This is a genomic window from Acinetobacter sp. TUM15071, assembly GCF_008980925.1.
GTDB classification, from domain to species: Bacteria; Pseudomonadota; Gammaproteobacteria; order Pseudomonadales; family Moraxellaceae; genus Acinetobacter; species Acinetobacter dispersus.
Genome location: NZ_BKGB01000004.1, coordinates 189,015 through 210,281, shown reverse-complemented (window position 1 = coordinate 210,281; position 21,267 = coordinate 189,015). Strand labels below are relative to the sequence as shown.

Genomic DNA, 21,267 nt, shown 5'->3' with positions numbered 1-21,267 from the left:
TTCAAGTTTCAATTCACTGGAAAAAAACCTACTCTTTCATTACTAGTAGCACTTCGCCCTAGAAATTCCGTGTAACTTAGTTGAAGTTTTTGTTGAACACTAGGCTCTTCATTCTCTAGAACAATAATTTGTCCATTATTATTCCGTGCTGTTAACCATCCATAAAAGCTATCTTTAACACCTTCTGGTAACAACTCTCCATCTGAATTCACATCATGTTCATGTAATTCTTCTTTTGAATGTTTAGGGTCTTTGTAAGTAACGACTGGAGAATCTATAATTACAAATCCTAGATGAGGTAAATTATTTTCAATATTAAGTTCCATCAAAGCAACCATATAAGCAGTTAAAAATATCCCTCGCTTTCCTTTTCCATACGAAACTCTAGCTCTTTGATTAATCTTTATGTCAACACACTTATCATCAAAGTCAATCGTTCGAACATCAGGAACTTTCCATTCTTCTAATAGCTCTTTGATTCTTACAGATAAATTCGTTGCCGAATTAGCATGATTTCTTTCTATTTTCTGAGTCATACGCTTAGATTTTGGTATTTCTTTCTCTAATTGTATTTGTAATCTTTCAATAATTTTAAAATTATTCAAATAAATCGACAACTCAGTTTTTCTCTCAGTAAGTTCATTTAGGTTATCTTTAATACTTAAACCATCTGCTTCTAATAATTTTTTTTGCTGTATTTTATTACTCTCCAAATTATACTTTAAACTATCCAATTTTAGAGAAAGTTCTGAAATTTCTGACTCGATATCTTCTATGGCGTACTTTAAACCATCTCTTAATCGATTTATTTTTTGAATTTCTACGGCAGCACCATTTCTTATTTTAGCAAAATCTTCTTCTGAAATATGATGCCTTTTTTGGTGATCTAATGTAGTTAAACAAATTGGACAGGATCTATTCGGTAAATTAGCTACGATTGAGGCAGATATATTTGTCATCTCCAGTCTACTAATATCATTAAGATACTTCTGATCAAGTATAGAAAATTGCTCTTTAGCTTCTATTAGACTTATTACTTTCGGATTAGTTTCGTTTATTTCTCGCTCAAATAAAGAAAACTCACTTTTTAATTCTCTTAATGCTTGATAGTCATATGACAAAAAATTATTAATTTCATCTATTTGCAAAGAGATCTTATCAAGATTATCTTCAACATCTTCCTTACTTATATCTTTTGGAATTTCATCACTAAGTATCTGTATCTGTTCCTGTAATGATGACACTTGTCCTTTAGCTTGATTTCTAGCATCCGTTGAAATAGCTAAAGGCATCTGTGAATCATCAGAACCTGTTAAGAAAAAAGATAAAGCAGATCTATTTCTTACCTTTGTATTGGAGTCTTTACCTTCAAAACTAATATTATCGAGAGTCTGAATCTCATCAAATATACTAATGCGCCTTAAATCGTTTGCTGTAACACGACCTAAAGTTCCCAATTTAACTAATATTTTGTTTTCTTGAATATTATTCTCAGTTAGCAGAAAATCATCTACTTTAAGATCAAGTTTTTGGTCTAAGTCTACTGGGACATCTGAATATATTCCTTCATGTACACTTTCTTGACCATTAGCTAAACTTTTAAAAATTGTAAATTCTTTTCCATTATTCGATTCAATCTGTAGAATAGCTAAGCTGTATCCTTCACTAAAACCTACATCCTTAGGGATTTTTTCACCTCCTAAGCAAAACCTAATACACTCAACGATATATGATTTTCCAGTATCAGTTGGGCCAAAAATTAAGTGAGATTTTTTATCAAAATTTAATATAGCTGGTTTTTTATTATTTCCAATAACTATCAAAGATTTTATAAAAAACTTCATTTAACTATTCACCTAATTAATTTAAATTTGATTCATCAGAACCAACAACTATACTTTCATTAAAAAAAATATTTCGCAATTCATCTTCGCTATAGCTACCAAATTTGTTAGCAACCCATTCGCATCTCTTAATTAATTTTTTTGAATATTCATTGTTCATTACCGAAATAATACTAGGTCCATTATCTCCTATATAATAATTGACCCCATCATCATCAATAACAACATCGATCAGAGAGCGATTTAACATTAAAAATATACCACTTTCTAAAGCATCTTTCTTGTTCGAAAACTCCCCACCCCGAAAAGGCACTAATGTATGTAAACTTGAAGGACCACCAAAATCTGAAGAATAAATTACAGCATAGTCAAGATATGCTAATTTATGGATATCTGCTCCCCTAGGATATAAAGCTCCTAAGAGATAAACCATTCGCACCCCTAATTCTAAGGAAGTATTAAAAATATCATTCATCGTCAATCCATTGAATTTTTTCTTGATTAACTAAATGATGACAAGATCCTTGTAAATCACCAGCTTGGAGTCGTGCATGTAGAGGGTTTGATGTAACTTGCAGTGAAGATGCTACATTTAAAACACTACGAATTTTTTCATAGCCTGTTTCATGTGGATAAAGGACCTCATTTCCAATGCCTAGCTCAACCTGCACCAGCATCTCATCAAAAGCACCTGGTAACTTGTCACGACTAAAACGATTCAGACCTTCCGCAGAATAAAATAGTCTTCGCTGCATCATCAAATGTTTATTATACTGTTTTGGCAAAGTTGTAAGTTCTACTAAATTCCCACCAACTTCTTTATATACTTTTAGCAATTCCTTTAAATATATCTCTTCTTCTTTCTCATGTGCCGTTGGGACTTCAGGATTTTGTTCTCGAGGCCCTAATACACCGAATAAACTCCAATGATTTGGCGATCTCGCATGTATTTCTAAAAGCTCATTGGATGGTTTGATTTTAATTATTTCAAAATCAAAACCATTGATAAAATTTTCTAGCTCATCAGAAAATGGGTAACTGAACTCTCCCTTTTTCCATGTTGCTAAAATCCATTCTTTTAAATCTGTAGGCTTCATTACGTAATCGTATAATTTCGGACCTACTTTTAAAGCACAAATAAAATAAGATCTAGGAATTGTATATTCGCGCTTAAATACACACCAAATAAATTTTGCTAATTCTCCTCCAAAGTTACTAGGACTCAAACTATCCCCATAATGTTTAGCCTGATATAAATCCCATGTACCTGTTTCAGGCTTTTCTAAAGTGAGGCCACATACATCTCGGCCTTTATCTCCTGCACCACCTAACCTATGTACATGTTTATAATTGTTCTCATTCTTTAATTGCACAACACATTGTTCAATAAATAACTCCCAATCATCTTCATTCATTAAAAAAAGACGTTGCTCAGGAGTTGGCTGTGCTGGGCCAGTGTTGTATGGCAATTGACTCATATTCAAATACCTTTTACTTATAGTAAGTATCACAGAAATCTATGATACTTTTTCACTTTATTGAATTAAATTTACATTATTAGATAATACTTTGCGGCCAAGTAGCTGTTGGTAAATATGCGCATTTACATCAGTTCCCTTAATCATTTTATATTCAATCTGACTATGGCTTGCATACTCTTTAGCAGCCTTAGCTTTAGCTAAAACAATAGGATCGTCATATTGATGGTCACCTTTCACCTCTACAATAATGTACTGACCATTTTTCAACTGTACTAAGAAATCAGGGTAATAATTTCTCAATGCGTATGAATCTGGGTCAATATATTGGAAGTAAAATTCTGTTTTAGATTTATCTGTAAACATACCTGTAAAGTAAATTTTTTCAACATCATCGTCTTTCAATAAATCCCAAAACAAAGCATATTCTGGGTTTGAGTCAAAGGTATAAGTATCTAGATTAAAACTCTTATCTCTATATTTTTCTTGTGTATCAGCATAGGTCGAGGTTCCACCTTTTCCTTCTGCAATTTCATAGAAAGCTAATTCACCTATCGCTGGTGGAATGATCAGCTGTACTTCTTTCTCTATTGTTTCTGATTCAATTTCTTGTTCGTACAATGCTGTAAATAATCGAGGGATCACAACATCATACAAAAGCTCATTGAACTGATTTACACAGAATAAAATACTTTCTATGCCCTCTTTGGTTTGATCAAGCATTCGCTCAATTTTGATCGGACTCAGATTTAAATATCGAGATATCTCAGCAACTAAACTTAAACTTGTATATTCAACCTTTTCTTTCTCATTCGTACGATCTTTGGACTTTGTGTATTGAGCTGTATTAAAGTCATTGGCCTGTAGATTTGTCGTCGTAGTTTGAATGATTAAATATTTACTCGTAAGTTCATGCCAAGCTTCTTCATTTGTCGGATCGAGATCAAGCACTGTCCCTTTCACAAACTCTTTTTCTTTAAGCTTGATCGTTTGCTTAACATGTTTGAGCTTGATCTTTACATCTTCCCTCACTTGAACATTCAACAGGTTTTTAGGCTTAGGCCCTTGATCTGAAAATTCAGAAGCAGTCATCCTGAAGTTAGCTTCAAGCTCAGCATCAAGTATCTTATAATTTTCATCGCTCAAATAAACAGAACCGGTATATTGCTGTTTTCCAATTGAACGTAAACAACGCATAGTTGCCTGTAAAACAAAAACTTTTGATTTTGGTGAACGGTACATTGCAACGCCAAATAATGAACGGCAATTCCAACCTTCACGACCTTTATTTACCAAAAGAATAAATTGTTTTTCAGATCCTTCCGTTCCAACTACATCCAAATTATTGAAGTTTCGAATTTCATCAGAGCTTGTATGGGATGTATCACCAACGTTTACTAAAATCTTATCAGATGAAATACTATGTTTTGCTAACTGACGTTCTAGTTCAGGTTTTAACTCTTTAGTAAGCTCTTCTACAGTCGAAGCAAAAAAAGCAAGTTTAGGTAATAGACCTTCAGGCTTAAGGCCTTGTGTAGCTTTCAAGAAATCTTTCACCACAATCTTCACAAACTCTTCTGTACGTGTCGTTGTATAAGAGTTTACTTCTGGGCTTTTTAAATAACGTTCTTGAATCGCATTCTTTAAATTGAATGCATATACAACCTCTGGTAATACGTCCTTACCTACATAAGGGGTACCTGTATAGTTGAAGCATGCTACAACTCGTGTACCAGCTTCATTTAAATTCTTAGCAAGTTCATCAATAGTTCTTCGTAAACTATTATCCACCTTTGTCGTACCACCCATCATGTCTTTTTTCAAAGCTTGGCCGAATGAATGATGTGCTTCATCTACAAAAATACCGAGTTGTGGTAACCGTGATAATTTTTCAAAACGTTGGTTTGTCTTTAAATCATCTTCATTGGCTGGTAGACCCAAATCCCCAAGCAACTCCGTCAGCTCACCAAAATCAGGCTGATCATTTTCAAATAGTTTTTGAGTTGCCGTCTTCTCAGCATGCTGACGCTTGAGAATGATCTTCTGAGTATTCGAAACAATCAAATTAAACTTTGAGCCATCCATAGTACTTAGCGAAGTTCCAGCTTCATCAAGAAAGTGGAACTTCAAATTGGCATCAAAAATACCCACATACTCCTTCGGAACCACCTTGGAAATATCAAATGACTCAATCTCTCGAAGGGACTGCAAAACTGTTTTATCTGGTGCAAAAATTAATGCATTGTGGCAGTATTTCTTATCCTTTGGCCATTTATTTGCTAATAAGAATTCATAAAAAATACATGTTGCCATGAGTAGGGTTTTACCCGTTCCCATAGTGAGTGCAAAAATATAGTTAGGATAATCACGGCTATTTGATTTCATAGCCTTCAAAATTTTTTCATAGTTGATAACCGTATTATCAACTTCTGTCTGATCTAATTCTAAACTACCTTGAATCGAGTTCTGATCAGTGACATTTGAAACCTTCCGTCCTTCAAACTTATTTTGCCCTTTGTACCAATCTTCAAAGAGTTTTTCGACTTTTTCATTATCTAAAAATTCTTTTAGAAAAATATAAATTTCTAAAGCCTCAAACTGAGGACGACGGAGGAAAGCATCTCGTCTATTCGCTGGATGGTTATAATCTAAAAACTTCCTCGTGAGCTCACGGTAGTTTTTAGTAATTTGACCTCTATTCGCATCGTAAAATGTCCAAAGAATATTAAAAAATGCGAAATCTAAATTAACCTTAGTGGCTTGTTTAGCTTTAGCCATTCGCTAACTCCTCTTCTGTCAAATCACGCTCTAATGACTCAGAAAGAAGATCTGTGATCTTGATGCGAATTGTGCCAGCTTCTTCAGGGATTACATAAACACCTTGGACAAATTCATTTTTAGCAGGAATGTCTGTTAGTGCGGGTTGGAATACCGCACCATCATAATTCCAATCGATCATGATACTGTCAACCATTTCACGCCAATCAGAAACTGATTCTTTTGTTTGTGAAAGTTTTTGAAGCAAGTTCATCGGATAGAATTTATCTACAACTAAATTACCTTCTTCAACTTTGAATAAAGCTTCAGAGTCACGTTTAAATTGAAGATCAGTACGATCACGTAAAATGTCTACAACTTCTATATCTAATTTATAACCAATAGACTGCTCTACAAATGCAGCTAAATCAGGTTCATGCCCCATACAATAAATAGTAATTTTTTCAACAGGTTGATTTGATCTTTCTTCTTTACGTTTTTCGAAAGCTTTGTAATCTACGCCGTGAATCAAATCGGCAACGTCAGCTTTAGTTGCAAGATGGTTCACTGACATGAGTTTTACCATTCGACCATCTTTTTCACCGTCATACACACTGTTAGGAATTGGCTGAATATCCAAAGCTTGGATCAGCAATTCTTTAGCTTGAACTGGGTTTCTAAATACATCGTAATGATTGACGTTATAGACCTCAAATCCTTTATATATAATTGATAAATCTTTACTATTATAGTCATCATTTGTTAAACCGTTCTTAATCTTAGGGAATGAATTAGTTGTATTATCAGATATTAATTTAATAGCCCTTGAAACACTTGTATGAATAGCTGTCAAGTTAATGTCACATCCAATAAATTTCCTGCCCATTTTTATAGCAACATTTTGAGTTGTTCCTGATCCTAAAAAGCAATCAAGTACTAAATCGCCTTGATTAGAGTAAGCATAAATTAGTCTTTCAATAAGTGCTTCCGGTTTTTGTGTTGGATAATTTGTAACCTCAATTTTATCTGCTGGTTGAAGCATTGACATGCGCCAGACATCATCCAATGTTTTATGCGTGGAAGTTATATATATTACATTCCCATTTTCATCCTTAGCATTTACTAAAGCTTTTTTTCCTCCATCCCATATACGTTTGATTTGCTGAACTGGCTCATCTCTTAATTCTTTTATCTTGTTAAATGTGTAATTCGATGATTTAGAATACACATAGAGAACATCATGATTAGACGCAAATCTACCAATATTTCCTTGCATCTTGTTATAGTAATGCCAAACAATTTCGTTAACAAAATTATTCCCACCAAATATTTCATCTAAAACTAGTCGAATATAATGACTTTTATGCCAATCACAATGAAAGACTAGTACTCCGTCTTTACTTAACAGCTCTTTAAGCAAAATAGTTCTATCATAAATAAATTGCAGATACTCATCATTAACCCATATATCAGAGTACTGCTTTTCTTCAAATGTATTTGTATCAGTTTCAGCAGTTTTACTTTTTAGAGAAATTTTCTTTTTATATTGAATTTTAGAATCAAACGGTGGATCAATATAAATCAAGTCTACTTTGCCACGGAATTCACGTAGCAAATGTGACATAACTTGAAGATTATCCCCCCAAAAAATTTTATTTAACCAACCATTAACTGCTTCACCATGCTGTTCTTTTAATTGAGCAGGATAATAACGAGTTGATGTAAAAGGACGCTTACCTTGCCAACGCAGCATCGGATAGCCTTTAATTGGCTCAAACTTAAATACACCTTCTTGAGGGTTTTCTTCAGTCAAATCTAAAGTGTTATTTTCAGTCGTCATTTAAAGACTTTCCTTCACAAAATTCCAATTTTTACGATCACAGTAAAAACGCATGTCACAGTTGGGACACAGCTTATCAGGTCTGCAACTCATCCCATAATCTTTCGCTTCAATACGAGATACAACTTGATCAAACTGTTTCACTGTCTGTTCAATCTGATCATTTCTCTTCTCAAAACTCACATAAGGCGAACCTTCTGTTTCACCTGTATAGTAAAGATGCATTCGGCTCACAGTTTGTCCCGTTTTTTCTTCCAACAAATGAGCATACAATTGAAGTTGCCTTTGATAGGTTTCAAATCTCATTTTTTCTTTCTCTAAATCAGGCTTACGTTCTGATTTAAAATCAATAATTTCTACCGTACCATTTTCACCACGAATTAAATCAATACTTCCTTTTAAAATGTACTGATCTTTCACTAATGAAATTTCAACTTCGGCTTCTTGCAGACGATCAAGCTGTCTCTTTTCACGATCGTAATAATTTACAACATGCCTTTCAATCGCCTTTAAAGTATTCGGCGACAAAAACTGTCGTTCTTTTTTAGACAAATAAATATAATTAGTATTCAACCAATTCTGTATTTGCTCATGACTCACCAAATGGCCTTCATTGCGCAACACAGCTTTATGAATATCTTCAATAGTTTGATGAACTAGAGTACCGAAGATCTGCGCACCTGCTCGAACTGGATGAAACTCAAGCTCTTTAAAAAAACGATATTGTTCAGGACACGCTTCGAATAAAAGAATATGTGAGGTAAAAGCATACTCCCGCTTCAAATTCATCTCTTTCACTTGAGCAAAGTCGATCTTCGATAAATCTAATTCATGATGCTTCCAATCGACCAAGCCATCAACGACTGATCTAAAATATTTTGATGGTGAACTACCAGCACCCTTTTTTACTTCTGCTGAAAGTACCAATAAGTTCTGAGCACGTGAAAACGCCGTGTAATACAAACGCCAAAAGTCAAAGTTTTTAATTAATTCAAAAGGTTCATAAGGTGGCTTGCTGAAGTAATTATTTTCAAGAATTTCATCTAAGTCATTGTGACTTTTTCTAGGAACACCCTCTAAACTACAAGTGACAACAACTGGATATTCCAATCCCTTAGATTGGTGAATCGTCAGGAATGATACACATCCACTTGGTGCATATTCAGAGTCATCCTCATATTCACCGATACCACCATCTTTCAAAAACCTGAAATATTGGTTAAATAAGTCTGTCAGATTCTTATCTACAAATTCACGAGAAATAACCGTAACGTAATGAAGATGTTCAAACTTTGCCAAAAGAGATGAAAATTTAGATAAGTTTCGAGCGGCCCGACCTTTATCAAGACCATTCAAAGCTTCATCTGAAAAATATTTGCTAAATAAAGGAAATTGTAGCGCCTGATAAAATAATGCTGTGAAAGCATAGTCAGTATTTTCAACAAGTTGATAGTGTGTCCGAGCACGTTCCTGTGCCCACTTTAATAAATCCTGATTTTCAGGCTTAAGTAATTCCTCTTTAATTAAAGGAATACATAGCTGATCATAGTAGTCCCAAACGGCAAGCTTAAGATTTTCATTCCATTTACGGATATTGAAATACTGCGGGAATAAAAAAATAAATAGTCCAATAAGTAACTTGATCTCTTCACGATCAAAAAATTGATTTGAACGTGGAGAATAAACAGGTATGCCTTTTTCTTCTAAATAGTTAGCGAGACCAACCGCTCGATCACCTTGTACTGATCTAAATAAAAATGCGACCTGATTCCAATCAGTCAGACCATCATTTTTTAAAGATAATAGGAACTGATAATTTTCTTCATACCAATCTCCACGCCCTTCTGCTACAACTTTAATCACCGAAGGAACTTCAGGAAAGTTATCTTCTCTAGCACGTATGTTTTTATCATAACGAAAACGATTATCTCCTGATCCCCATTCTAGCCTTTGCATCCACTGACCAAAGAAATTCACAATATCAGGATGAGAACGATAGTTAGTTGTGAGCTGAATTTGCTTACATTTATGTTCATCAAAGTTCTTAGGAAACTCTAAAATATTCCGAATTGTTGCCCCACGAAAACGATAGAGACCTTGGTCATCATCACCAACGACACAAAGATTTTGAGCTGCTCCCATCAATAATTTTAAAATACGTTCTTGGATGGTGTTGGTATCTTGATATTCATCTACCATTAAATACTTAAGCTTTTGCTGTAATTCCAATACGACTGTTGGCTGATTCTCTAATAACGATAATGTCTCGTATTGAATCGTCGAAAAATCGAGGGCATTGTTTTCTTCTAACAACTGATGATATTTTTCTAAACATTCGCCTAATATCGCTACCTCAATATCAGGAGCTTTTTTTAGCTCATCAGAGGTTAAAGCTTCTTCTGTTACTTTATTAAGTAAAATCAAAAGTTCACTCGCCTGATTCCAGCGTGACTGTTCTTCTTTAATGAGCAAATGAAAATTTTCAATCTCAGCAAACTTTTTCATCTTTTTATACAAAAGAAACTGTTGATCAAACTGATCATACAAAGTAAAACTACGCTTCAAACGTGTGTACTGCTGATTCTCTTCTAATATTCTTAAACAAATTGAATGAAACGTCCCCAAATACATTTCATTCAAATTCAGGTCGATTTTTAATTCAAGCAATCGATTCGAAATACGTGTCGTTAACTCTCTTGCAGCCTTCTCGGTAAACGTAACGACCAAGATCGACTCAGGCTGAACACCCTTCACTTGAATTAGCTTTACGATTCTTTCTACTAACGTGAAAGTCTTACCTGAACCTGGACCAGCAATAATGAGTACAGGGCCATCTAAAGTATTTAGTGCCTCTTGCTGAGCTTTATTGATATTCGACATTATTAGCCTCACCCAACTGTTCTAAGTTCTCACTTAAGAAATTTAATCCAAGTAATGCAACCTTTTCTTCTATTGAGAGCTTGTTCTGATCTTCATCTAATTTGAACAATATGAAATCTAAAATTTCTAAACCACGATTTTTAACATGATCAGGGCTCCAAGTAGATTCATTTGCAACTAATTGAGCACTTAAAGAATCATATCGATATCCCCTGTTACGATATTGAATACCTTTTTCAGATTGATCGACTTTAAACTTGAAGGGATCATTCTGCATACTTGAATTATCTGAATGAGTAATCGCTAATAAATTACCGAGACTATTACATAACCGCTTTCTTTCATCTTCATTAAAAATACTAAACTCATGCCAATTCAGTTGTAACTCATCGTACGCACTTTTACGTTCTGGTGAATCATCACTATTACAAAAAGTTTCTAAACTCTGAAAAGCACTTTGTGGATAAATATGCTCTATCGAATCTCTATTTTTAAAATCTTGCCAAATTAACTGTGAACTAACAGCAGATACTTTATTTTTTGCTCTTAAAAACTGATCATACTCAAAAAATATATATTTCAAACCACTCCACTTATAAAACCCTTTCTTCTCCTCAACAAGGTATTCAATCAAGTTTTTAAATTTCGTAAAGCTATAATATTCATTTGTGTAATTATCAATTGAATCACAAATTGTTTGAGAACTTATTTCTCCTCTATAAACTGATGCAGACAATCGGTAAAGCTTACTATCTCCTGTATTTGACTGCCGATCAGCAGCATGAAAAACTTTAAAAGCAAATTTTTCTAGATGTGTGCAAATATCAGGTAAATTTAATTTATCTGTATTATGTAATATTGCTAAAACTAGTGGTTTAAACGCTGCTCTAAATCCAACACGATGCAGTCCTAAAATTTTAATACGTGCATTCTCATCAGCATCTTCAAAATATTTAGGATGATGTATTTTATTCCAATAAACTGAGCTTTTCTGCAAAGATTTAACGTATTTTTGAATATCTAAGGCTTGTAATTCATTTACATATACACGTTCAATCGTAAAAAAATGATTAAATAGATGTTGAGCATAAACATTAGACTCTGACCGATCATATTGCCCAAAATACATGATCCAATGAGCTTTAATAAAATCATCATCATCTAAAGGTGTGCTCTTTTCAGCACCTAAAGATTGATAAATTGTGATCCATGCAGTGTTCACTGATTTTATAAGTTCATTTTTATCATCAAAACTTAAACTCATTTTATCAATAAGATACATAAGTCTGTTCTTCAATTTCTCAAGTTGAGATAAAGGTTTCCCTCTATTATTCATCGTTTCAAAAACTACATATTCATCTAACTCATTAGGTAAAATATATTCATTAAGCCTTAATCCTGTTGTTACCTTATCAAACAGAAATTGCAATGCTTCTATCTTATTGGAAGCATCTTCTAGATAAAACCCAACAACTTTCTCAAAAAACTTACGTGCTTTAATCAGGTTTTCTGTATAAATACTTTCCTTACTATCCCCTTCAATTTCATCAAGATTAAGTATATGTTTTCTAAAATATTTATCACTTGGATTGTCTTGATCATAACCAAAAATATATGCTTTTCTTGTGCCTTTAGATATATAAAGATAATGAAATTCCGTATCTCCATCACGATCCCCGAACTCATACTCGAATTGTTTCGAGTATTTAACCAATACGGTAATTAAAATCAGAATCGAAGTAATTCGCTGTTGACCATCAACTATCGAATATTGTGCTTTTCTAGGTAACCACTCTTTATAATCTGGACACGTATGTTCAGCTAATGTTAATAATCCAGTATAATGCCATTTATCATTAGGAATATTTTGAATATCATTCCAAAGATCCATCAATTGGCCTTTAATTTTTACTAGATCTTTACGCTCTTTAATTTCAGCATCATTACCCCAAGAGTAACCTCTCTGATATGAAGGGATTCTTAAAATTCTATCTGTAAAAATTGTGTGTACTGATTTTAAATCCATTGAGCCCTCATATTGTTAAATATTAGAATAATAAGACTATTTTAAATCATATTAACCCATTTTACATAACCCCCCAGTTAAGTTAAAACAAAAAAACATGGGGGCTCCCCCCCACTTTGCATTAGCTCTTAAAATTAGACTTATAGAACTAAAAAGCTGCTCAAATAGTATATAAATCACTCAACTCACCACACTCACACTCCTCTGCAACCCTCTCTGCACATCCTGCACAAAACCATCTCCTCGATTCGGTCTAGGCTTTGCTTTGGCTCTAATTGACGTTTCAGGCTGAACCTGATCAGTGTTAGTATCTTGATATTCATCAGAATAAAACTCATCAATCAAATCCAAGCCCTCATCGCCATTCACTTCAAACTGTGCATTAGCAAAACCCTGCCTTGCCGTCTGATCTAACGCTGATTGATTAAAACCTGATGCTTTGCTTTGTTGATCAATGTCTTTCGCCATCTGAATCGCTTGTTGAAGATTAACTCCATCCCTGAGTGTTAAATCCACGTAATACACAGGGGTACGATAGCTTTGTGTGGTGGACTTACCTCGAAGTGTCAGTTGTAGTGGCAGGCAGGAAAGTAAACCATCGGATGCAGCATGGTAATAACTCAGTCTAGCCGCCAAGGTCCGAATACTATTAAAACCTGTGGTTCTAAAAATGAATGCACCCAGTTCATCTGTTTCATCCAAATTCACATGTAATCGTCCAAAAGGTTTACAGTTGCCTCCTTGTGCCAATGGGCATAAATCAGGTGATGGGCATGGTTGTTGTTCTACGCCTTGGTTGGTCAGTCGTTGGCATGTTTGACCATTGCCGACACAAATAGGGCGACCTGTTTGGCGGTCGAATAAACTGTACTCCGCTCGCAGATTTAATTCAGGATCATTAAAGATCATCCGTACTGGAATACTACGAAGTTTATTGTTGCTAGACTTAGTCCGCAGGGTTTCATCCAATGGATGTTTCACCCAACCGTCTTTACCTTGTATTTGACTAGTAATGGTAAATTGATCATCCTTTTCAGGGAGTCGCTTGCCGTTCTTTTCGATGACTTTACCAATACTGATACGCCCCAATATTGGTGGGGTAATCGCTAAACCTTTAATCATGTTGTTTGTCCTATAAATAAAATTTTATTGCTTACCCCTTGTTATGTAAGTAAACAGAAATATGAAAAGCTATGACTTCGCAAAAACCGCCATTGTTGGTCTACCGCTCCTTCGGGAGTCGGTAGATCGGAGGTGGTTTTTTGCGCTTTTTGGAAGATTGGAAATATCGACGTGATGGATTCAGTCATCGCTATAAATCTGAAAACGTCGTGTCCCTGCTTTGTTTTGTGGAAATTGCTCAAGCATTTCGGGATGAAGTTTGAGTACAGCCTTACTGTCTAAGCCAATCGAGTCTTTAGATCGTTTCCACGTCACTGAACCATTGGCAAAAGTTGCTCGTTCAGCATCTTTCATTAACATCTGAATTTGATGCTTAGTTTCATCAAAGCTGTTTTGGTGTTTTTCAATGTGATGCTTTTCTTGAATCAGTTGAGCAAACAACTGATTAGCTTGTTCATTTTGACTGAGATCTTCGACACTGAGTGGAATATGTTGAGGATAGAGTTGCTGAATGGCTTTAGCTGCCGATTCACTTGCATCGACTGAAGGTGGCGTGTCATTTTCCACACACTCCCAAAAGTATCGCTCAGCATTCACAATATGTTGAATGACTGATTCACTGCGTACCACTTTATAGATACGAGTTTCATGACCACAGATCAGCACACAAATATGCGCTGCCTTTTTGCCTGTTACAGCGAGTTGATGTTGCACCTGACACAATACGTATAAAGGCACACCATCTCGCCATAACTTTGCTCCATATTCCCCTGCGGTTTTGCATTCTAAAATCTGTACTTCCTCACTACCTACCACCGAGTAATCTAAGTTAGCCAGCATAAAATGCTTATTCTCATCAGGATGTTGTAGTACGGCATTGATACGACGGACTTTGTTGTTGGTATGAATGCTGTAGTATTCAGCGACCAAAGGTTCAAGTTGTTTGCCCCAATATAAAGGGGCATGACCTGTGCTTTCATCTTCAATGGATTGTTTGACTCGACCTGTCTTGATCATCCATAGTTCAAGCATCGACATATAGGGATTGAGTCCACACGCTGCGGCACAATCACTACTACCGATGCCTTGACGACGTACTTCAAGCCATTCTGCTTGAGTCATGTTTTTGGTATTGACCAAGCGTTTGGCTGTGAATAATTTTGGGGCAATAAATGGAGTACTTGCCTGTTGAATGGATGGATTTAAAATTGCGGTATTCATATTGAAGTCCTGATTATTTTGCTATGTAAAATGATGGGGATCACAAAAAATGGGCATAAAAAACCACAGCCGAAGCTATGGTTTTAATAATTTTTAAAATTCGAAATTCCATTTAAAAATGCTTGGTTAGGTCTAACTTTCCATGATTGAAAAATGCATATTTCGCACTATGCAAGCATGTTAAGTGCCTGTTCCAATCCTCGTTGTTTGATCGATGCGCCAGCACCAAACCAAGCTGAATCAAGTCGGTGATCGGTACTCATGGCACGACGTTCGTGGTCTATAAATTCCGTGATTGAACACAGTAATCCATAGGCTGTTCCTTTGGCTGAACTTAGCTCCGCACCTCGTCCTTGACCATTAAACATTTCCATAGCTCGACTCATCGATTTCGCATTTGGTTCAGCTTTGTCCTTGCCATTGGCTTGGGCTTGCAAGGCTACATCACGGTAGAACTGAATGATGTTATCCTCCTGATCTAATACGTTGTTCATGGTGCTGTTATTGAATACTGCATCAAAGTAAGCAGAGGCTTCCATCTGACTCACTTTACGTTGTGTCAGTTGCTTCATTTCATACATGTGTTCATCCCATGCACGTACTGAAATACCGAGTTGCTGTTTGACCTTATCTGCATCAAATTTAGTACTGTGTGGAACTTTGACCACACCTGCACTGCTGTTCTGTCCTTTTAAGGCAATCGCTAAAGTGTTGTTACACACCACTCGGATCGAGGTAAATTGTGCGGTGGTGGCAAGGGTTCCGTCACATGCTGTTGCCAAGAGCATATAGCCATTACTGACATCTTTGCCCTTTAATATGGATGTTTGCCCTGTCCGTGCCAGTGCCCAGAATTTCTTACCACCTTTAAGCACGCCTGCGGTTTCAAGCTCAAAACCTGATTGTTCAGTCAAGTCACGATAGAATTCTAAAATCTCTCTCGGTTGAACTTCCTGAAAGCGTTGGCTAACGACTGATAGTGGTGCATGGGTGTCTGAGCGATAAAGTACTCGTTGCTCTTCATAAGGCATGATGATGCTCTGCCCTCGTTCGTTCTGTGCCATATAACTGACATTGGAAGATTCAATGCGCCAGTCCATGCCTGCCTGCTGTGCCCAGACTTCAATCGGTTGGTTTTGACTTAGTTGATTACCTAGACCATGCCAAGGGGTATCACCGACATAAGCCATTTGTTCAAGTTGATGTGCCATGGTTTTATTCCTTTTAAATGAAACTGAAATTTGAATCTGTGTAGATATGAGTAATCTTTAGTGCAAAAGATGACTTGGAAATTTTTGATAACAGTTGTGGCAGAAACACAAATTCTGGTGTGTCGGTGCGCTTGGTTCTGTGAATGCATTCAAAACACTGCCGAGTACCGTTCCTGCGATTCCACCGACAATCGGTGGCAGATTGAAAGACTTTGCTACCGTAGCTCCCAATGCAGCTAATGTGGCTGGTGTCCCAAGACTAGATAAGGCTGTATTGGATTGTTGTGTACTTGCTTCAACCAACATCACATTCGGTGAATGGCAAAATGGACAGCTCAAGCTCATGGCTCGACTCCTAAATTTTGGGCATAAAAAAGCCTGCTCGATGGCAGGCTCTGTTTTCATATTTTCATGTCCTCTCAAAAGAGTTTCATGATTCTCATTAGTATGTTATGTATATGAAATTATTTGGAATATAGCCCTGACCAAGCTATTATTTTAATGATCTCAAAGAGTTGATGCTCTTACCGTCATTTCCCGCTCTTTTAAAGAGCCGTCGGTCTAGTTTTCACTGCTTTAATTTACTGCAAAAGATTCTCATTTTGATGGTCTCTAATGACTGTATGCAGACGAACAAAACTTGATCTGAGATCATCACTTACAAGAGGACAAGCTTTACTCAAAAAAGCTGAAAAACCTCGTTTTTATTTATAGTTATAACTTTCAAATAAGATGGAAAATTCCCATGAATACCAGCAATAGCCCTACAGGAAGCAATACCTCAACAGCAGAGACTAAGTTTCTTGAAATACCCATAGTTCAATTTGTCATTTTTATTATCATCACTGGCATTTACTTTTTTGGTATCTATCATTTTTTTGGGGTTGATTTTAATAAAATAAAAGCACTTGAACCCAATGCCCTTGGGGATTTTCTAGCGGGAACATTTGCCCCATTAGGATTCATTTTATTAATTCTAGGTTATATGCTCAATACAAGCGCCTTGAAAATTCAAGCCCAAGAACTTAGAAATAGCGTACAAGAACAGCAAGCATTAGTTGAAACAGCTAAAAATGAGTATGATTTGCTGATCACCCAATATAATCAAAACCAAAGTAATTTAGCTAATCAACGTAGCGATCAAGAGTTAAAAGATGAGCTGAATTCAATGCCTGTTATCCAGTTTAAATTCGCAGGAAATTACAACTATTTTGAAGTCATTAATATCGGCTCTCCCGTTATTGATATTTCTTTAATTAAAGACCAAAACATTGAGCATATGACCTCTTACATTCCTGTACTGAAAACGAATACCACAACACGAGAAGTCACAATTACAATTTCTGCAAATAAAGACGCTATCTTTAGTTTTGAAATGGTATTTAAGACGACTAAGGGATTAAAATATAAACAAAAATTTAAAAATGACAGATCAGAGTTTGATCATAATTTATTTATTATTACAGCTCAAAATGACCCTGAAAAAATTGAAATTATAGACTGCTAATCCCCCTTAGCATCATCAAGATATATTTCCACTTCATCATGAAGTGGAAATATACAAATTCAATCAGCGCTCTTGGATTCTGCTTTACTTCCATAATCAATGATATAAATGTCTCCAGCAATGACCAACCTCAAGCCTGCACAAGCATTCAATATAAATCGATCATTTATTGTCATTGTTAAATAAACCCCTAACCTCACATAAAATGCATTTTCTACCTTTGATTTTATTTGTTTTTTCACACCACTTGATTGACTCAGCGAAACCTTAATTTTATCATTCAACTGCTGACCTACATCGTCAGTCGGTTTTAGCAGACCGTTCAGCCAAAGCACACTAAAAAGTATATCTTTTTGGTGGGCGACCCTGCGTGCCCCCTCTGCGGCGGAACGGGAGGGGGACACCTTCGGGTGTGCTGATCCTTTGGCTATCAGTCTGCTAACCCTCTTTCGTTTCGCCACCATTATTTAGCAGTAACGTGGTGAAGCTTCTTTCATAGCCAAAGGAGTCATACCCATGACTAAGTTTTTCCTATCTATATTGTTTTCCCTGAAACGATTTTATATTCCTCTGTTGCATTAACAGCATTCATAAATTTTTGCTTATTTGACTAATCTAAACGCTGTCTAGCCTTGGAAAGCTTTGTTGCATCTACACTTTAGTCCATTCAGCAAAATTTATTACACATCAAATAACACAATAAAAAATTAGGGGAAATGATGAAAATTCAAACTTCACTTGTACTCATCTCTGTTGCATTAATGGCTTCAGGTTGTGCCAGCAAAACCGAACGTCAGTTTATCAGTGGTTGTAAAACAGGTGGTATTGATGGCAATACATGTTCATGTATCTACGACAAACTTGAAGATAAATATGGAGAGGATGGTCTTAAAAACAATCTGTACACCCTTCAACAAACTGAATCCTTCCAAAGAGATATGGTCAATATTTCCTATCAGTGCATGAAGGAATAGCCATGAGAACACTTGCAGGCATTATCTGCATCATTGCAGTGATTTGCTTTTTAGGTTTGCCATTTATTGGCTTCATGATCGTAATGGGAATTTTTATTGCATTAGCAAAATATGCAACTGGGGGAAAGTAAATGAATTCAAATATTAAGACATGGGTGATTAGTAGCTACTTAGTGATTGGTTTTTTCTTTGCCATCTATCAACACTTTTGGGGGCAGTATAACTACAAGCCATTTACTTACAATTTGGGGCAAGGATTATTCTGGCCTGCGGTAATGTTTCCAGTCATCGGTAAAATTGTAGGTGGTATCTTGATCCTATTATTCATTTGGTTCGTTGTTATTCGACCTAAGTTATAACGGAGTGCAATCATGAAAAAAATACTTTCCACTGTAGCACTTTCAACTTTACTGATCGCTTGTAGTCAAAACAATCAGTCAGCTCAACAAAGTGTTCCAGATCAAGCTGAACACAGCTCATCTAATACTGCTACACAGAAGGAACAATCTAAATATGCTCCATATAGCAAGGAAGAGGTTGAAGCCAAAGTACAAGCCTTAACTCAGATTGTAGAAAATGATACCGAGTATTTGCCTGCTGCGGTCAAACAAGCTCAGTCATTTCTTGAGAGTTGGGAAAAATATCCTGAAGCGCTCAAATCCATGATGGAGTCTGATCTTGATCCAAACAATCCTGATTACAGTAATAATATTCCCATGGAAACGGAACAGCCTGCATTATCTGTTCGTGCTCAAATTACCAGTCGGGAGTCACAATCTGCTTTTAATGTACAAGGGGCGATTGAATATATTCTAGAAATTCAGTCAACCAACGATCAACCTTTTGTTTTACAAGGTATGAGCATTAATCGTGGTCGTTGTGGTTATTACACCGCAGATTTCCATAGCAAGATGCCTGTACAAATGGGTTATAGTTCAACGGTATCGTACTTATTGAAATGCCGTGGAGATCAGGTACTTGAAGCTGAATTAATGACCGATCAAGGCAATGTAAGTTTGTCTTTTTGATGTCAGACTATGAAATAGAGAGAACACGGTTAATGCTGGTGCTCTCTCTTCTAATAATATTACTTACGTTCACAAAAATGATAATCACCTAGTTCTTCTGAAATTTTAGAAAAATCCACTAAATGAGATTTATCTTGAACGGAATTTTCTTGTTTTAATATTTGGGGTGATTGATGTAACTTTTTTCTTCTCTCAAGATTCTTTCTAATTGACTCATGCTTTAGAGATAAACGTATCTCACTGTTGGTTAATTTTATTTCTACACCTTCCAATCCCTCTTTGTAGGACGGATGCTCAAACTTATAACCACCATCTGCTATCTTATTAAGCTCAGTAGTCAAAGCCGTATATAAAAATTTGTTAAACCCATTTGGTTCAGATAGCCCATCTTTACAATATTCGTCTTTTTTAAACATACAAAAATATTCGAGTATTAATGCTTCATATGCAACTAATGTGGACTTTTCTTTCATATGTGCATTTTTTTTCGAAGTTAGTTTTTTTGATAAAAATTCAATAATTTCTTCCAGTTCATCAATATTTTTCCAAGTTTTTGATGTTAGGTTTTTATTCAATAGTAAGTACAGAGCATAATAATTTGAAAAAAATATTTCATGGAATGAAGAGTCCTCACCTATGGGAATTTGAAAATTTAAAATTCCTTCCTGCATTTCCACAATTTTATTTTCACTATCTCGCCCAACCAAGTTACTCCAAGATAGATGGTTTAATGGTTGCAGCAATACTGAACTAGCACCACGTTTCAATGTATCTATTGGAGTGAGAAAATTAACTAAAGCATAGTAACCTTCGAAATTTTCCTCCCGATAAGATAGAGTCTGCAATCCCATAAAAAACTCTAAATACATAGGAATTATATATTTATCTAAATCTACCTGAGTGCGATAGCTCAAAGCAGCTAAATCATAGCAACTAGCTAATTGCTGTACTTCTAAATATATAGCATTAAAATCAGCGTTTTTTCGAATTAAACAAAATACTTCAAAATAAGCTGAATGAAACTCTCTAGTCGAATTGAGATTAAACCAATTATGGATCGGATTCTTAAAATCTTGTCCATATTGAGCATTACCCCAAAAACAGGCTATCACCTCGCAATTAAAATAATCTTGAGAATTCAGACTTAGGATTTTTTTTACCTTCCCCATAGATGGATGTAAATTTTCCTCAATAGTAGCCCATGATTTTTGTAGGAATAAATTCAGAACGTATTCATTTAGCTCTTTCAATGAGTTCAATAATTCAGGCTGAGATTTAAGTAGAGAAAAATAATCGAATTCTTGTTCAATAAAACTTTGAGTGCGTATTAGACATGCTGTCTTAAGCAGTTCTTTTTGCTTCTGATTCATTTTTCCCCA

General features: G+C 35.5%; 18 protein-coding genes. 5 read left to right on the top strand and 13 right to left on the bottom strand.

The window, feature by feature from the left end; genetic code table 11:
* Positions 1-8: 8 nt before the first annotated feature.
* The 11 genes from GBI66_RS05760 to GBI66_RS05710 form a co-directional block, all read right to left on the bottom strand.
* Positions 9-1,844: a hypothetical protein gene (locus tag GBI66_RS05760; RefSeq protein ID WP_151715458.1), complete on the bottom strand. Its 1,836-nt coding sequence runs from the start codon at positions 1,842-1,844 to the stop codon at positions 9-11.
* A gap of 16 nt (positions 1,845-1,860) precedes the next feature.
* The gene (locus tag GBI66_RS05755) at positions 1,861-2,319 is read right to left on the bottom strand and encodes an ABC-three component system middle component 2 (protein ID WP_151715457.1); all 459 of its coding nucleotides are present in this window, start codon (positions 2,317-2,319) and stop codon (positions 1,861-1,863) included.
* Positions 2,312-3,322: an ABC-three component system protein gene (locus tag GBI66_RS05750; RefSeq protein WP_151715456.1), complete on the bottom strand. Its 1,011-nt coding sequence runs from the start codon at positions 3,320-3,322 to the stop codon at positions 2,312-2,314. The genes GBI66_RS05755 and GBI66_RS05750 overlap by 8 nt, the downstream gene beginning before the upstream one ends.
* 57 nt (positions 3,323-3,379) lie before the next feature.
* A complete protein-coding gene (locus tag GBI66_RS05745) occupies positions 3,380-6,100 on the bottom strand; it encodes a TnsA endonuclease N-terminal domain-containing protein (protein WP_151715455.1) in 2,721 nt (906 codons plus the stop codon).
* Positions 6,093-7,919, bottom strand: coding sequence for a DNA methyltransferase (locus tag GBI66_RS05740; protein WP_151715454.1), 1,827 nt, complete (start codon positions 7,917-7,919; stop codon positions 6,093-6,095). Before GBI66_RS05740 ends, GBI66_RS05745 begins: the two co-directional genes overlap by 8 nt.
* A complete protein-coding gene (locus GBI66_RS05735; RefSeq protein ID WP_151715453.1) occupies positions 7,920-10,799 on the bottom strand; it encodes an ATP-dependent DNA helicase in 2,880 nt (959 codons plus the stop codon).
* Positions 10,783-12,825 carry a DUF262 domain-containing protein gene (locus tag GBI66_RS05730; RefSeq protein ID WP_151715452.1) on the bottom strand — a complete coding sequence of 681 codons (2,043 nt, stop codon included), beginning with the start codon at positions 12,823-12,825 and terminating at the stop codon, positions 10,783-10,785. The genes GBI66_RS05735 and GBI66_RS05730 overlap by 17 nt, the downstream gene beginning before the upstream one ends.
* Positions 12,826-13,005: 180 nt before the next feature.
* Entirely contained in the window at positions 13,006-13,947 is a 942-nt protein-coding gene (locus tag GBI66_RS05725) for a hydrolase or metal-binding protein (RefSeq protein ID WP_151715451.1), read from the bottom strand.
* Positions 13,948-14,127: 180 nt separating this feature from the next.
* Positions 14,128-15,168, bottom strand: coding sequence for a YqaJ viral recombinase family protein (locus GBI66_RS05720; protein ID WP_151715450.1), 1,041 nt, complete (start codon positions 15,166-15,168; stop codon positions 14,128-14,130).
* Between the two features lie 167 nt (positions 15,169-15,335).
* Positions 15,336-16,379: a DUF932 domain-containing protein gene (locus GBI66_RS05715; protein ID WP_151715449.1), complete on the bottom strand. Its 1,044-nt coding sequence runs from the start codon at positions 16,377-16,379 to the stop codon at positions 15,336-15,338.
* A 57-nt stretch (positions 16,380-16,436) separates the two neighbouring features.
* Entirely contained in the window at positions 16,437-16,724 is a 288-nt protein-coding gene (locus tag GBI66_RS05710; RefSeq protein ID WP_151715448.1) for a hypothetical protein, read from the bottom strand.
* 400 nt (positions 16,725-17,124) lie between these two features.
* Here GBI66_RS05710 and GBI66_RS05705 point away from each other — a divergent pair, with 400 nt between their 5' ends.
* The gene (locus GBI66_RS05705; RefSeq protein WP_005275668.1) at positions 17,125-17,886 is read left to right on the top strand and encodes a hypothetical protein; all 762 of its coding nucleotides are present in this window, start codon (positions 17,125-17,127) and stop codon (positions 17,884-17,886) included.
* Positions 17,887-17,945: 59 nt separating this feature from the next.
* Here GBI66_RS05705 and GBI66_RS19725 read toward each other — a convergent pair whose 3' ends face one another.
* Complete coding sequence (locus GBI66_RS19725) at positions 17,946-18,290, bottom strand: hypothetical protein (protein ID WP_228267286.1); 345 nt, start codon at positions 18,288-18,290, stop codon at positions 17,946-17,948.
* A 315-nt stretch (positions 18,291-18,605) separates the two neighbouring features.
* On the opposite strand from GBI66_RS19725, the gene GBI66_RS05695 reads away from it, so the two are divergent.
* From GBI66_RS05695 to GBI66_RS05685, 4 genes are read left to right on the top strand one after another with little or no spacing between them, the layout of a single operon-like run.
* A complete protein-coding gene (locus GBI66_RS05695) occupies positions 18,606-18,860 on the top strand; it encodes a hypothetical protein (protein ID WP_005275667.1) in 255 nt (84 codons plus the stop codon).
* Between the two features lie 2 nt (positions 18,861-18,862).
* Positions 18,863-18,991 carry a hypothetical protein gene (locus GBI66_RS19815; RefSeq protein WP_005275665.1) on the top strand — a complete coding sequence of 43 codons (129 nt, stop codon included), beginning with the start codon at positions 18,863-18,865 and terminating at the stop codon, positions 18,989-18,991.
* The gene (locus tag GBI66_RS05690) at positions 18,992-19,219 is read left to right on the top strand and encodes a hypothetical protein (protein WP_005275663.1); all 228 of its coding nucleotides are present in this window, start codon (positions 18,992-18,994) and stop codon (positions 19,217-19,219) included.
* A gap of 12 nt (positions 19,220-19,231) precedes the next feature.
* Positions 19,232-19,888, top strand: a complete 657-nt coding sequence (locus tag GBI66_RS05685) for a hypothetical protein (protein WP_151715446.1) — start codon at positions 19,232-19,234, stop codon at positions 19,886-19,888.
* 59 nt (positions 19,889-19,947) lie between these two features.
* Here GBI66_RS05685 and GBI66_RS05680 read toward each other — a convergent pair whose 3' ends face one another.
* A complete protein-coding gene (locus GBI66_RS05680) occupies positions 19,948-21,258 on the bottom strand; it encodes a hypothetical protein (protein ID WP_151715445.1) in 1,311 nt (436 codons plus the stop codon).
* Positions 21,259-21,267 lie beyond the last annotated feature (9 nt).

Excerpts from the sequence above, each read along its gene's own strand:
- GBI66_RS05680 (WP_151715445.1), bottom strand. The coding sequence starts at position 21,258 with ATGAATCAGAAGCAAAAAGAACTGCTTAAGACAGCATGTCTAATACGC.
- GBI66_RS05730 (WP_151715452.1), bottom strand. The coding sequence starts at position 12,825 with ATGGATTTAAAATCAGTACACACAATTTTTACAGATAGAATTTTAAGA.
- GBI66_RS05720 (WP_151715450.1), bottom strand. The coding sequence starts at position 15,168 with ATGAATACCGCAATTTTAAATCCATCCATTCAACAGGCAAGTACTCCA.
- GBI66_RS05690 (WP_005275663.1), top strand. The coding sequence starts at position 18,992 with ATGAATTCAAATATTAAGACATGGGTGATTAGTAGCTACTTAGTGATT.
- GBI66_RS05740 (WP_151715454.1), bottom strand. The coding sequence starts at position 7,919 with ATGACGACTGAAAATAACACTTTAGATTTGACTGAAGAAAACCCTCAA.
- GBI66_RS05725 (WP_151715451.1), bottom strand. The coding sequence starts at position 13,947 with ATGATTAAAGGTTTAGCGATTACCCCACCAATATTGGGGCGTATCAGT.
- GBI66_RS05755 (WP_151715457.1), bottom strand. The coding sequence starts at position 2,319 with ATGAATGATATTTTTAATACTTCCTTAGAATTAGGGGTGCGAATGGTT.
- GBI66_RS05705 (WP_005275668.1), top strand. The coding sequence starts at position 17,125 with ATGAATACCAGCAATAGCCCTACAGGAAGCAATACCTCAACAGCAGAG.
- GBI66_RS05760 (WP_151715458.1), bottom strand. The coding sequence starts at position 1,844 with ATGAAGTTTTTTATAAAATCTTTGATAGTTATTGGAAATAATAAAAAA.
- GBI66_RS05695 (WP_005275667.1), top strand. The coding sequence starts at position 18,606 with ATGAAAATTCAAACTTCACTTGTACTCATCTCTGTTGCATTAATGGCT.
- GBI66_RS05735 (WP_151715453.1), bottom strand. The coding sequence starts at position 10,799 with ATGTCGAATATCAATAAAGCTCAGCAAGAGGCACTAAATACTTTAGAT.
- GBI66_RS05685 (WP_151715446.1), top strand. The coding sequence starts at position 19,232 with ATGAAAAAAATACTTTCCACTGTAGCACTTTCAACTTTACTGATCGCT.
- GBI66_RS19815 (WP_005275665.1), top strand. The coding sequence starts at position 18,863 with ATGAGAACACTTGCAGGCATTATCTGCATCATTGCAGTGATTTGCTTT.
- GBI66_RS05750 (WP_151715456.1), bottom strand. The coding sequence starts at position 3,322 with ATGAGTCAATTGCCATACAACACTGGCCCAGCACAGCCAACTCCTGAG.
- GBI66_RS05710 (WP_151715448.1), bottom strand. The coding sequence starts at position 16,724 with ATGAGCTTGAGCTGTCCATTTTGCCATTCACCGAATGTGATGTTGGTT.
- GBI66_RS05745 (WP_151715455.1), bottom strand. The coding sequence starts at position 6,100 with ATGGCTAAAGCTAAACAAGCCACTAAGGTTAATTTAGATTTCGCATTT.
- GBI66_RS05715 (WP_151715449.1), bottom strand. The coding sequence starts at position 16,379 with ATGGCACATCAACTTGAACAAATGGCTTATGTCGGTGATACCCCTTGG.